The following is a 13,040-nucleotide window of genomic DNA, read 5'->3' on the forward strand; positions in this document are numbered from 1 at the left end:
ATCGGATCAAAGCAAACCGCGACGGGCCAGGTTCTGGTACAGCGCGCGCACGCCGAACGTCCAGGGAGGGATCGCATCGCAGCGCTGCACTTCGTTGACCAGCGCGCCCAGCGCGGCGCTGGCAATCGTCACCCGGTCGCCCAGGTGGTGCGTGAAGCCGCCGCCCTGCGCGCCGCGGTCCTTCACGGGCGAGAACATGGTCCCCAGGAACAGCATGAAGCCGTCCGGATACTGGTGGTACTGGCCTGCCGTCTGGCGCACCAGGTCCAGCGGGTCGCGGCTGATCTCGCGCATGAAGCTGGCGCCTTCGAGCACAAAGCCGTCGTCCGCGCCTTCGATCAGCAGCGACACTTCCGCCTGGCGCACGGTGTCGAGCGTGAAGTGTTCGTCGAACAGGCGGATGAAGGGGCCGATGGCGCAGGAACCGTTGTTATCCTTGGCCTTGCCCAGCAAGAGGGCGCTGCGCCCTTCGATGTCGCGCAGGTTGACGTCATTGCCCAAGGTCGCCCCCAGCACCTCGCCGCGGCTGTTGACGGCCAGGACGATCTCCGGCTCCGGGTTGTTCCACGCGGACGATGGCAGCAAGCCCACCTGCGCGCCGCAACCCACCGACGACATCGGCTGCGCCTTGGTAAACACTTCCGCATCGGGGCCGATGCCCACTTCCATGTACTGCGACCAGGCGCCGCGCTGCTGCAGCTGCTGTTTCAGGCGCTGCGCCGCATCCGAGCCGGGCTTCAATGCGGACAGGTCGCCGCCCAGAGTCATTTGCAGGGCGGCGCGCAGGCTCGCCGCACGCGCCGCATCGCCACCGGCCTGTTCCTCGATCACCCGTTCGAGCAGGCTGACGGCGAAAGTCACGCCGCAGGCCTTGACAGCCTGCAGGTCGCACGGCGCCAGCAGCAATGGCTGGCTGGCCGGCGCGGCCAGCGCCTGCTCCAGCAGCGCCTGCACGGGGCCGAGGGCGATACCGGGCGCATGGCGGGCGATATCGAGCGCATCGCCGCGTTCGAACAGCTCGGCCACGGTCGCCACCGTCTGCGTGATGTCGACCACCTCGCCGCCACGCACGGCGACGACGCAGGGGCCGTCACGCCAGATGCGGCCGATGAGGAGGGCCTGCGCCAGGTCGGCAGGCAACAGGGAGGTGGGAGAAATCGGCTGCATGGCAAGCTTTCAAAAGGTCGCGACGGGATGGCTGGTCTTCAAGTTCGGACCGATTCTGCGCGCCGCCCTGTGTCGCCGCAATTACGAAAATCACCAAATTGAATGATGATTATTGGTATTGCAGCGCACCAAAAAAAGCCGCCGCCCGGCCCCCTTTCCAGCCCTGGCTACACGGCGGGAATGGGCCGCATGGCGCATTGCATCAATCCGCCTATCGATACCGTTTTGGATATCACCGATGTGAAAAAAGTGATTGGTGAGGGATGGATGGACAAACTAGTATCAGCCGTGGCCTGCAATCGGCCATCCGCACGGAGCCCGCCCATCGGGACGACGGCCCTGGCACATTCAACTATCGAAGACGGTGGAGACCTGAAATGAAAACAACAATGAAAATGCTGACCGCGAGCCTGGCGCTGGCCATCTCCGGCATGGCGGTAATGCCCATGGCAAGCGCCGCCGACAAGGGCGCGATCGGCATCTCGATGCCGACCAAGTCGTCCATGCGCTGGATCGCCGACGGCGACAACATGGTCAAGGTATTCAAGGAGCGCGGCTACAAGACGGACTTGCAGTTTGCCGACGACGATATCCCGAACCAGCTGGCGCAGGTGGAAAACATGATCACCAAGGGCGCCAAGGTGCTGGTGATCGCCGCCATCGACGGCACCACCCTGTCGAACGTGCTGCAAAAAGCGGCCGACAAGGGCATCAAGGTCATTTCGTATGACCGCCTGATCCGCGGCACGAAAAACATCGATTACTACGCCACCTTCGACAACTTTCAGGTCGGCGTGCTGCAAGCGGGCTATATCGAATCGGCGCTGAAACTCAAGGAAGGCAAGGGCCCGTTCAACATCGAGCTGTTCGGCGGCTCGGCCGATGACAACAACGCGCACTTCTTCTACAACGGCGCGCTGTCGGTGCTGAAACCCTACATCGACAGCGGCAAGCTGGTGGTGCGCTCGAAGCAGATGGGCATGGAAAAGGTCGCCACCCTGCGCTGGGACGGCGCCGTGGCGCAGGCGCGCATGGACAACCTGCTCAGCGCCTACTACGGCAATGCGAGAGTCGACGCGGTGCTGTCGCCGTATGACGGCTTGAGCATCGGCATCCTGTCCTCGCTCAAGGGCGTCGGCTACGGCACGCCGAAACAACCGTTCCCCGTCGTGACGGGCCAGGATGCGGAAATCCCGTCGGTGAAATCGATCATCCGCGGCGAACAGGCATCGACCGTGTTCAAGGACACGCGCGAACTGGCCAAGGTAACGGCCAACATGGTCGACGCGATGATGAGCGGCAAGACGCCGACCGTCAACGATACCAAGACCTATAACAACGGTATCAAGGTGGTGCCATCGTACCTGTTGAAACCGGTCACCGTCGACAAGGCGAACTGGAAGCAGGTGCTCGTCACCGGCAGCGGCTACTACACGGAAGCGCAAGTGAAGTAAGCATCGACGGTACTGAAGGCCCGGCGCTGCCGGGCCTTTCGCTTCATGCACGATCAAGAACAAGACTGCCGCACGACCGGCGCCGACCAGCGCGGCCGTGCCAGAGAGGTTATATGACGAACACTATCCTGGAAATGCGCGGGATACGCAAAACATTCCCGGGCGTCGTTGCGCTCGACAATGTCAACCTGCGGGTACGCAGTGGCGAGATCCACGCCATCGTCGGCGAAAACGGTGCCGGCAAATCCACACTGATGAAAGTGCTGAGCGGCGTCTACGGCCATGGCAGCTATACGGGCGACATCGATTACCTGGGCCAGACGCGGCACTTCCGCGGCATCAAGGACAGCGAAGAAATCGGCATCATCATCATCCACCAGGAACTGGCGCTGGTGCCCCAGCTGTCGATCGCCGAGAATATCTTCCTCGGCAACGAGCCGGCCCGCATGGGCGTCATCGACTGGGAATACGCGCAAGCGAAGACGCGCGAACTGCTGCACAAAGTCGGCCTGAAAGAGTCCCCGGACACCCTGATCACCAACCTGGGCGTGGGCAAGCAGCAGCTGATCGAAATCGCCAAGGCGCTGTGCAAGGACGTCAAGCTGCTGATCCTCGACGAGCCGACGGCCAGCCTGAACGAAAGCGACAGCGCGGCCCTGCTCGACCTGCTGCTGGGCCTGAAAGCCCAGGGCATCGCCTCGATCCTGATCTCGCACAAGCTCAATGAAATTTCGCGGGTCGCCGATGCCATCACGGTGCTGCGCGACGGGAACACGGTCGACAGCTTCGACTGCCGCGTGGAGCCCGTCAGCGAAGACCGCATCATCGAAAAAATGGTCGGGCGCGAGATGGCCGACCGCTATCCGCCGCGCACGCCCACCATCGGCGAGACCATTTTCGAAGTGCGCGACTGGCGCGTTTTCCATCCGGAGCATGCCGAGCGCCCCGTCATCAAGGGCATCAACATGCACGCCAAAAAGGGCGAGATCATCGGCATCGCCGGCCTGATGGGCTCCGGGCGCACGGAACTGGCTATGAGCCTCTTCGGGCGCGCCTACGGACAGCGCATCAGCGGCACGGTGCTGAAGAACGGCCAGGAGATCGACGTCAGCACCATCGGCAAGGCGATCGCGCACGGCCTTGCGTATGTCACGGAAGACCGCAAGGGCCTGGGCCTGATCCTCGAGGAAGACATCCAGAAGAACACCAGCCTGGCCAACCTGGACGCAATTTCGAAGCGCATGGTGATCGACGAGCAGCGTGAATTCAGCGTGGCCGAGGAGTTCCGCCGCAAGCTCAAGACCCGTTGCTCGAGCGTGGCGCAGAAAGTGGTCAACCTGTCCGGCGGCAACCAGCAAAAAGTGGTGCTGGCGAAGTGGCTGTTTTCGCGCCCCGACATCCTGATCCTCGATGAACCGAGCCGCGGGATCGACGTGGGCGCCAAGTACGAGATCTACAGCATCATCAGCGAGCTGGCCGCCGAAGGCAAATGCATCATCATGATTTCCTCGGAAATGCCGGAATTATTGGGCATGTGCGACCGGATCTATGTCATGAACGAAGGCCGCTTCGCGGCAGAACTGAGCGCAGCAGAAGCATCGCAGGAGCGCATCATGCGCGCGATCGTTACACACGGAGAAAACAATGGACAATAAATTGACAGCGGGCGCGCCAGCGGGAGCAGCGGCCGCCCCGGCAGCGAAAAGCTACGCCGGCTTCTTGAAGAACAATATGCGCGACTACGGCATGCTGCTTTCCCTGATCGTCATCATGGGCTTTTTCCAGTACATGACCGACGGCACCCTGATGCAGCCGCTGAACCTGACGAACCTGGTGCTGCAAAACAGCTACATCGTCATCATGGCGCTGGGCATGCTGATGGTCATCGTGGCCGGCCATATCGATTTGTCCGTCGGCTCGGTGGTCGGCTTCGTCGGCGCGCTGGCGGCCGTCCTGATCGTCAACTACCAGATGAATTTTGTCGCCGCCAGCATCCTCTGCCTGCTGGCCGGTGCCGTCATCGGCGGCGCGCAAGGGTATTTCGTCGCCTTCTTCAAAATCCCGTCCTTCATCGTCACCCTGGCCGGCATGCTGGTGTTCAAGGGCCTGACCCTGGCGCTGCTGGCAGGCCAGTCGGTCGGCCCCTTCCCGGAAGGCTTCCAGATGCTCAGCTCGGGCTTCCTGCCCGATCCGTTCGGCGGCGAAAACCTGCGCGGCTTTTCCCTGCTGCTGGGCGTGATCGCCGCCGCGGCGCTGATCATCACCTCGCTGCGCAGCCGCGCCAAGCAGCTGAAGCACGGCATGGAAAACGAGCCGCGCGCCTTTTTCCTGCTGAAAAACGCCATCTTCGCCGCCGTGATGGTGTATTTCAGCTACCTGCTGGCGTCGTACCGCGGCTTCCCCAACGTGCTGGCCGTGATGTCGCTGCTGATCGTCGCCTACACCTTCATCACCAACCGCACCGTGCTGGGACGCCGCGTGTATGCCGTCGGCGGCAACGAGAAGGCGGCGCGCCTGTCCGGCATCAAGACGGAACGGGTCAGCTTCTACACCTTCGTCAACATGGGCATGCTGGCGGCGCTGGCCGGCCTGATCTTCGCGGCGCGCCTGAACACGGCCACGCCGAAGGCGGGCACGGGTTTCGAACTGGACGTGATCGCCGCCTGCTTCATCGGCGGCGCCTCGGCTTCGGGCGGCGTTGGCAAGGTGATGGGGGCCGTCATCGGCGCCTTCATCATGGGCGTGATGAACAACGGCATGTCCATCATGGGCATCGGCATCGATTACCAGCAGGTGATCAAGGGCCTGGTGCTGCTGGCGGCCGTGTTCATCGACGTCATTAATAAAAATAAATGAGAAGAACAAGGAAGCACAGGTTCGAGCCTTAGGGGGCTCTGGCCGGCGTTCGCGCCGGCCTTTTTTATACAGCGGCTAAGCGCGCCGCGCGATCCCCCCACCACGCCGCCTCCTCGAACACGGAAAAGCCCGACAAATCCGCATGCGCGAACAGGATGGCACCGTCGTGCTCGCGCAAGGCCTTCAAGCCCGCGTTGCTGCGAAATCCCGGCAAGGGCGCCGCCATGGCGTGGCCGCGCACGGTGATGTCGACGCGCTCGACGCAGCTGGCAAAGTCACGTCCATACGCCGTCTTTAAATCGACGCTGGCCAGCGCCAGCAATTCCTCCGTCGTAGCCACATCTAACCACTTACGCGCTGCCTGCGGCGTGCGGTCGGACAGGGCCACGTAGGCGCTGAAGACGGTTTTCTCGGGCGGACGCACGCGGATATCCTGGTGGGTCGAGACGACGTAGCCGAGGCCCGGCTCCTGGTACACCACGTTGTCCCAACACAGGGGCGCATGCGGCAATTCGTCGGGAAAGCGTTTCAGTAAAAAATTCGCCACCAGCCACGGCGCATACGCGGGCGTATCGCGCTTCGCGTCAAAACCATAGTCGGCGATGTTGTTGACCACGCGCGCCGCCACATACAAGGGCATGGCGCAGATGGCCTTGCGCGCCTTGACCAGGTAAGTGCGCGGCTGGCCGTCGACCAGTTCCAGGCACAGCGCCTCCACGCCCTTGTCCGTCGTCTGCACGGAAACCACCGTACCCGCATGACGTTTGACACCCGACGCCTGCTCCATCGCCGTGGCCACGGGCTGCATGCCGCCCGGCCAGGTCAGCCAGGCGCCATTGCCCGCATTCGCCGCCTGGCCCCAGCGGCTGCAGTAGTAGTGCAGGCCGGCCCAGGCCGAGACCTGGTCGTAGCGCGTGCCGTAGTCGTCGCGGCAGCAGTAATTCAGATACCAGTGCAGGGTGGGCGAGGTATAGCCTTCGCGCTCCATCCACTGCTTCAAGGTGATGGTGTCGAGCGCCTGCCAGGCCGGATCCTGCGACGACTCCACGGTAGGGAAAACGAAGACACGCTTGCCATCATTGCCATGCGCCTGGCGCAGGCGCCGCACCTCGGCAAAGAAGCGCTCGTGCTGCGCCAGTTCTTCGGCGGGAACGCCTTCGGTGGGAATGAAGCCATCCTGCCAGTGGCCGTTGAACAGCAGGCGCTCTTCCGGCGCGTGCAGGATGTAGCGCTCGTCGTAATACGGCTTTTCCGCCTGCGGATCGCGCTGGATGATGCCCAGGTCGAACAGGATTTCCCGCACATGCGTCGATTCGGGCGAAGGCAGCGGCAGATAATGGCCACCTGTCGGATAGGCCAGGTCGCCGAACTGCCCACCGGCCGCGTTGCCATACGGCTGCGGGCCATCGATCATGAGGAAGTCCTTGTGTCCCAGCTTGTTCAGGCGCCAGGCCGCCGTCAGGCCGGCGATGCCGGAGCCGAGGATCGCCACGTCGGTGGTGACGGTTGCCGAAGGCGCCGGCAGCGCCGCGCGCTCGCGCATCAGCTTGCGCAAATAATGCCCCTCGCTGCGGCCCGGATACAGCACCTTCGGCGTGATCTCCTGCCAGCGCAGATACGCGGCGATGCTGCCGATGCCAGCGGCTGCCGCTGCCGTGCCGCCGGCGGTCCACAGCATGAAGGAACGGCGCTGCATCAGCGGATCACCCGGTTCCAGTCCTGCTCGAATTCATGCACAAGCGACTGGGTATTCAGGCGGTTCGGCGCCATCGGCAGCGGCTGCATATCGGGCGGGAAGATGAACATTTCGCGCGTGGTGTCCACATTCAGGTAGCGCATAGGCAGGCGGTAGCTCGTCGGCGGCACGTAGTCGAGCTGGGGCGAGGCCAGGATAAACCCCCATTCGCCGAACGAGGGCACGTAAGCGTGATACGGCCAGGTGCGCATGCCCACTTCACGCAGGGTCGAATTGATGGTCCAGTAGGCGTGCGGGGCAAAGAAGGGCGACGTCGATTGCACCACCATCAGGCCCTTGGCCGCCAGATGCTTTTTCACCAGGTCGTAGAACGGCACCGAGTACAGTTTGCCGAGCGCGAAGCTGGACGGATCGGGGAAGTCGACGATGGCCGCGTCGAACATGTCGCCGTTGTTGCGCAGCCAGACGGCGGCATCGGCATTAACGACGGTAACCCGCTTGTCCGAGAACGAATTGTTGTTCAGCTTTGCCAGTTCCGGGCGCGTGGTAAACGCGGCAGTCATGGCGGGGTCGAGGTCGACCACGGTGACGTGTTCGACCTGTGGATAACGCAGGATTTCGCGCAGGGCCAGGCCATCGCCGCCGCCCAGCACCAGCACGCGGCGCGCCCACGGCAGCGCTTCCAGCACGGGGTGCACCAGCGCCTCGTGGTAGCGGTACTCGTCGCGCGAGGAAAACTGCAGGTTGCCATTGATGTACAGCCGCGTATCGTCCTTCCAGCGCGTGATCACCAGGCGCTGGTAGGGCGTGGTGGTCGAGTACACGATCTGGTCGCCGAACAGGCCGTGCTCGCCCCAGGCCACCATGCGGTCCGACATGGCAAAGCCGGCCACCAGTACCAGCATCACGGCGCAAGCGCGCAGGAAGCGGCTCGTGAGGTTCTTCAATTCCGCGCGGAACACCCAGATCGTCCACAGGCCCACGCCCACATTGAGCATGCCGAACAGGAAGCCCGTGCGCACCAGTCCCAGGTACGGTGACAGCACCAGCGGGAACAGCAGGGAAACGGCCAGCGCGCCCAGGTAATCGAAGGTCAGTACGCGGCTGACCAGCTCGGAAAATTCCGTTTGACGCGAATTCAGGGCGCGCATCACCAGCGGCACTTCCATGCCGACCAGTGCGCCGATCAGGAACACCATCACATACAATAAGGTGCGAAATGGCGCGGCCATCCACGAAAAGGTCATGAACAGGATGGCGGCCGACAGGCCGCCGATCAAGCCCACGGCCAGTTCGATGTCGACGAAGCGCGAGAGCACGTCGTCATCGCGCACATACCTTGAAAAGTGAGCACCCACACCCATGGCAAACAAGTAGCAGCCAATGATGGTGGAAAACTGCAGGATGGAGTCGCCGAGCAGGTAGCTGGACATGGCGCCGGCGATCAGCTCATACGCGAGGCCGCAGGAGGCGACCACGAAGACGGACAAAATCAGAATCTTTTTGTTCATGGGACTTTTTTTGTTCTAATATGCGTTGACGTTATCAAATACTCATTGTGAGGAATGCCGTGCCCGCCATCCTAAACTATCTGATTCATCTTTTACTGGCCGCCGGGCTACTGATTGTATTTTTTATCATCTACACGCGCGTCACGCCGTATAACGAAGTGCTGCTGATCCGCCAGGGCAATCAGGCCGCGGCCCTGTCGCTGGGTGGCGCCATGCTGGGTTTTTCCGCCACCATCGCCTCGTCGCTGATGCACACGGCCGACTATCAGCAGTTCTTCGCCTGGGCCTTCGGCGCCATGGTGGTGCAATTGCTCGCCTATGTGGTCACCACGCGCCTGCTGCGCATGTCGAAAGACCAGATCGAATCGAACAACAGCGCCTTCGGCGGCCTGCTGGCCGCCATTTCCCTGTCGATCGGCGCCATCAACGCCGCTTGCATTTCCTGACGTTTTACCTCATTCAAGGACACCATCATGAGCCTCGGCAGCTTTATCAAGAAGCAGTTTATCGACGTACTGCAGTGGAACGAAGAGACGGAAGGCGTACTGGCCTGGCGTTTTCCCATGCAGGATTTCGAGATTCAGAACGGCGCCATCCTGAATGTGCGCGAATCGCAAGTGGCCGTCTTCGTCAATGAAGGCAAGATCGCCGACGTCTTCGGTCCCGGCACGCACAAGCTGACGACGCAGACCTTGCCGCTGCTGACCAACCTGAAAAACTGGGACAAGCTGTTCGATTCGCCGTTCAAGTCGGACGTGTATTACTTCAGCACCCGCGTGCAGACGGGCCGCAAGTGGGGCACGCCGCAGCCGATCACCATCCGCGACAAGGATTTCGACATGATCCGCGTGCGCGCCTTCGGCATGTACTCGTACCGCATCGCCGACGCCCGCACCTTCTTCACCGAGATCAGCGGCACGCGCGAAGTGTATACGCGCGACGAAGTGGAAGATCAATTGCGCGGCATTTTAATGTCGAGCATGGCCAGTTCCTTGGGCGGCGCGAATGTGCCCTTCCTCGACATGGCGGCCAACCAGGCGCTGATGGCGCAGGAGGTCAAGGATGGCCTGGCGCAGGCGTTCGCCCGCTATGGCGTGGGCCTCGATGAATTCAACGTGGCCAGCATCAGCCTGCCAGAGGAATTACAGGCGGCGCTGGACGAGCGGATCTCGGCCGGCATGAAGGGCAGCCTGGGCGCCGACAAGATGAGCGGCTACACGAAATTCCAGGTCGCCAATGCGATCCCGCTCGCGGCGCAGAACGAGGGCGGCATGGCCGGCATCGGCGCAGGTCTCGGTGCCGGGCTGTCGATCGGCCAGGTGATGGCGCAAAGCATGGGCGGTGCGCTGCAGCAGCCCGCCCCGGCACCCGCTCCGACGGCGCCACCCGCACCCGCGGAAGAACCGGTCGAGGCGCGCCTGGAAAAACTCAAGGGTTTATTGGACAAGGGACTCATTTCGCCGGCCGACTACGATGGCACCAAGGCTGAACTGCTGAAAAAACTGATCGGCTGATTAGGGCGAAATACGACTGCATGCAAACTGTTTCCTGTCCCAGCTGCGGCGCGGAAGTGCATTTCCGCTCGCACGCTTCCGTGCTCGCCGTATGCGAGTACTGCCACAGCACCATTCTCAAGGACGCCGACTCGGTCAAAGATCTCGGCAAGATGTCGGCCGTCCTCGAGGATTACTCGCCGATCCAGGTCGGCACGGCCGGCGTGCACGATGGCGTGCACTTCACCGTCGTCGGCCGCATCCAGCAGCGCTACAGCGCCGGCACATGGAACGAGTGGTATCTGCTGTTCGACGACGCCAGCACGGCCTGGCTGGGCGATTCGTCCGGCCTGTACACCCTGACGCGCGAACGCAGCACGCAAGACGCCCTGCCCGCCTTTGCCGAGCTGACGCCGGGCAGGCGCTACACGATCTGCGGCGAGCCGTACACGGCGGCCGAGATCCGCAGCGCCGAATGCATCGCCGGCCAGGGAGAATTACCGTTCAAGGTGGGCGCCGGCTGGCGCATCCAGGTGGCGGACTTCCGCAACTACGCCAGCTTTGTCACGCTCGACTACACGGATGGCCCGCAACCGGTCGTCTACCAGGGCGTGGCCGTCACCCTGGACAGTTTGAAGTGCCAGCTGCTGCGCGACGACGACGCCATCGCCAGGAGCGCCGGCAAGTACCGAGGCAAGCTCGATGCGCTCGACTGCCCGTCCTGCGGCAGCGGCATCCAGTATGTACCCGGCGCGGCGGCGCAGCTGGTCTGCCCCGCCTGCCACGCGCAGCTCGACGCCAGCGGTCCGGAAGCGCAGGTGCTGGCCATCGGCAAGCAGGTGCACGACAACGCCGACCTCACCCTAGAGCTGGGCGCCAGCGCGAAGATCAGCAATGTGGATTTCACGGTGATCGGCATGATGCGCCGCGCCGACGACGAAGGCAGCGAGTGGAACGAATACCTGCTGTATGGCGCGCGCGCCGGCTTCTTCTGGCTGGTGGAGACCGACGATGGCTGGTCGCGCTCGAACGTGCTGCCGAACTGGCCCAACTGGGCGTCATTGGACGCCGATACCTGCACGCTCGATGGTGCCACCTACCGCAAGCTGTATGACTACGGCTCGCAAGTCGTGTACGCGGCGGGCGCCTTCAACTGGAAGGTGGCCGTCGGCGACAGCACGCGCGTGTTTGAATTCGAGCAAGGGCAGACCAAACTGGCGGCAGAGCTCACCGGCGAGGAAATGACCTGGTCGCGCTCCGCGCCCGTCGCCCATGACCAGATGGCCGCCTGGTTCGGCGCCGCCTTCCATGGCGACGCCAAGGTGCAGAATATCCAGCTCAGTCATCGCGGCATCGCCAAGGTCTTCATCGTCATCGTGCTGGTCTTGAATGCGATCCCCATGTTTGTCTCGTTCTCCAGCACCCTGATGTGGAGTTTGCTGGGCTGCCTGGCGCTGTTCCTGCCGGCCGCTTTTCTCGACAAGAATGCAAAGAATCCCCCATGAGTAAATACGTGATCTACGCCCTGATGGTGACCTTCAGTGTCACCGCCGCCAACTGGGTGCGCATGTTCAAGGTAGCCGGCAGTAGCAGCGGCAGCAGCTGGAGTTCGCGCACGGGCAGCGGCGGCGGCAGCTATGGCGGCGGCTCCAGCGGCGGCAGCCACAAATAAGCATGACAGCCACACCGCATCTGCCGCTGGGCACCCATTTGCTGGCCGATCTGTCGGGCATCGCACCGGAACGCCTGCGCGATGGCGCCGCGCTCGAGCGCCTGTTGCGTGACGCGGCAGTCGCGGCCGGCGCCCAGGTGCTACACAGCCATTTCCACAGCTTTGGCGCCGGCCAGGGCGTCACGGGCGTGGTACTGCTGGCCGAATCGCACATCTCCATCCACACCTGGCCCGAATGCGGCTTTGCCGCCGTCGACATCTTCATGTGCGGCGCGGCCCGGCCGCAACTGGCGCTCGACGCCATCAAGGATGCGCTGCAGGCGGCGCACTGCCAGCTGCAATCGGTGCGGCGCGCGCCGCCCGGGCATTCCTAGCGCCGCTGGTGGATCGCGGGGGGATCGCTTACACTGTCGGCTCATATCCCAACCTTGACTCCCATGCGCCGTTCCGCCCTCCTTGCCCTGCCCCTGCTGCTGCTGGTCTCCGCCTGCAACGACTACACGGCGCCCAGCCTGTACCAGGCCACCACGCCCGAGTGCAAGACGTGGACGGAGGGTTCACGCTTCGAGCTGCCGCGCGGTATCAGCGTGTATGCCACACCGCCTGTCGCCCTGAAGGATGGCGGCACCGAGCTGGCGCTGATTTTTACTCTTCCCATCGGGACACAAGCCAGTTTTACGCGCCTGTCCTTCCTGCTGGAAGAGCCGAAACAGCCGCCCTTCGCCGAAGCCAAGGTGCTGACCATCTACCAGCGCGGCATGAACCGCAAGGCGGAAATCGTCGATGTCATCGAGCAGTTGCCCATCATGTTTTCCGCCGTCGGTTCGAGCGCCGAAACCCAGTGGCGATTGCGGCTGCAACTGCCGCGCCAGCTGCCGCAGCGTTTCGATCTGTCCATGCCCGACATGCTCGTCGGCGGCAAGCGCTACCCCGTGCGCACCTTTACCTACCGCTATTTCCCCGAGCGCAGCGCCTACGGCATGTGCAACTGAACCACGCCATCCATTGACGGCGGCGCGTGCCGCTGGCACACTGGCGTTTTCCCTCACACAACAGGAGTAGACAACATGCGCCATTCGGATACTGCCGTGCTGTCGGCTGCCTGATCACGGTCTTTCCCCGCTAAGACCCTTAGCCCGCCATTGCCCATACGCGTGATCGCGTAGCCGACTTCCCTTTCTTTCGTGCCAG

The 13,040-nt window shown here is 63.1% G+C and carries 13 protein-coding genes; 10 read left to right on the forward strand and 3 right to left on the reverse strand.

The genetic code is table 11. The features are described from left to right. Window positions 1-6: 6 nt before the first annotated feature. Window positions 7-1,167, reverse strand: a complete 1,161-nt coding sequence (locus NCG91_RS10175) for a fumarylacetoacetate hydrolase family protein (RefSeq protein WP_251349570.1) — start codon at window positions 1,165-1,167, stop codon at window positions 7-9. A gap of 102 nt (window positions 1,168-1,269) precedes the next feature. Here NCG91_RS10175 and NCG91_RS10180 point away from each other — a divergent pair, with 102 nt between their 5' ends. From NCG91_RS10180 to mmsB, 4 genes are all read left to right on the forward strand, one after another. Continuing rightward, window positions 1,270-1,548, forward strand: a complete 279-nt coding sequence (locus tag NCG91_RS10180; RefSeq protein WP_251349571.1) for a hypothetical protein — start codon at window positions 1,270-1,272, stop codon at window positions 1,546-1,548. Window positions 1,549-1,598: 50 nt separating this feature from the next. Continuing rightward, complete coding sequence (gene chvE, locus NCG91_RS10185) at window positions 1,599-2,621, forward strand: multiple monosaccharide ABC transporter substrate-binding protein (protein WP_251349719.1); 1,023 nt, start codon at window positions 1,599-1,601, stop codon at window positions 2,619-2,621. A 113-nt stretch (window positions 2,622-2,734) separates the two neighbouring features. Then, complete coding sequence (gene mmsA, locus NCG91_RS10190) at window positions 2,735-4,276, forward strand: multiple monosaccharide ABC transporter ATP-binding protein (RefSeq protein WP_251349572.1); 1,542 nt, start codon at window positions 2,735-2,737, stop codon at window positions 4,274-4,276. Next, a complete protein-coding gene (gene mmsB, locus NCG91_RS10195) occupies window positions 4,266-5,477 on the forward strand; it encodes a multiple monosaccharide ABC transporter permease (protein ID WP_251349573.1) in 1,212 nt (403 codons plus the stop codon). Before mmsA ends, mmsB begins: the two co-directional genes overlap by 11 nt. A gap of 64 nt (window positions 5,478-5,541) precedes the next feature. On the opposite strand, the gene NCG91_RS10200 is transcribed toward mmsB, so the two are convergent. Then, on the reverse strand, window positions 5,542-7,173 hold the full coding sequence (locus NCG91_RS10200; RefSeq protein ID WP_251349574.1) for an NAD(P)-binding protein: 1,632 nt from the start codon (window positions 7,171-7,173) through the stop codon (window positions 5,542-5,544). Continuing rightward, on the reverse strand, window positions 7,173-8,684 hold the full coding sequence (locus NCG91_RS10205) for a polyamine aminopropyltransferase (RefSeq protein ID WP_251349575.1): 1,512 nt from the start codon (window positions 8,682-8,684) through the stop codon (window positions 7,173-7,175). Before NCG91_RS10205 ends, NCG91_RS10200 begins: the two co-directional genes overlap by 1 nt. Before the next feature lie 59 nt (window positions 8,685-8,743). On the opposite strand from NCG91_RS10205, the gene NCG91_RS10210 reads away from it, so the two are divergent. From NCG91_RS10210 to NCG91_RS10235, 6 genes are all read left to right on the forward strand, one after another. Next, window positions 8,744-9,130 carry a DUF350 domain-containing protein gene (locus NCG91_RS10210; RefSeq protein ID WP_034783828.1) on the forward strand — a complete coding sequence of 129 codons (387 nt, stop codon included), beginning with the start codon at window positions 8,744-8,746 and terminating at the stop codon, window positions 9,128-9,130. A 27-nt stretch (window positions 9,131-9,157) separates the two neighbouring features. After that, entirely contained in the window at window positions 9,158-10,198 is a 1,041-nt protein-coding gene (locus tag NCG91_RS10215; protein ID WP_251349576.1) for an SPFH domain-containing protein, read from the forward strand. 20 nt (window positions 10,199-10,218) lie between these two features. After that, window positions 10,219-11,682 (forward strand): DUF4178 domain-containing protein, encoded by a 1,464-nt coding sequence (locus NCG91_RS10220; protein WP_251349577.1) that lies wholly within the window; start codon window positions 10,219-10,221, stop codon window positions 11,680-11,682. Beyond that, a complete protein-coding gene (locus NCG91_RS10225) occupies window positions 11,679-11,849 on the forward strand; it encodes a hypothetical protein (RefSeq protein ID WP_157814714.1) in 171 nt (56 codons plus the stop codon). Before NCG91_RS10220 ends, NCG91_RS10225 begins: the two co-directional genes overlap by 4 nt. A gap of 2 nt (window positions 11,850-11,851) precedes the next feature. Further along, complete coding sequence (speD, locus tag NCG91_RS10230; protein WP_251349578.1) at window positions 11,852-12,223, forward strand: adenosylmethionine decarboxylase; 372 nt, start codon at window positions 11,852-11,854, stop codon at window positions 12,221-12,223. Window positions 12,224-12,286: 63 nt separating this feature from the next. Next, entirely contained in the window at window positions 12,287-12,841 is a 555-nt protein-coding gene (locus tag NCG91_RS10235) for a hypothetical protein (RefSeq protein ID WP_251349581.1), read from the forward strand. Window positions 12,842-13,040: the final 199 nt, after the last annotated feature.

Origin of the sequence: Janthinobacterium kumbetense (genome assembly GCF_023703445.1) — a bacterium.
In the GTDB taxonomy this organism is placed as follows: domain Bacteria; phylum Pseudomonadota; class Gammaproteobacteria; order Burkholderiales; family Burkholderiaceae_D; genus Janthinobacterium; species Janthinobacterium kumbetense.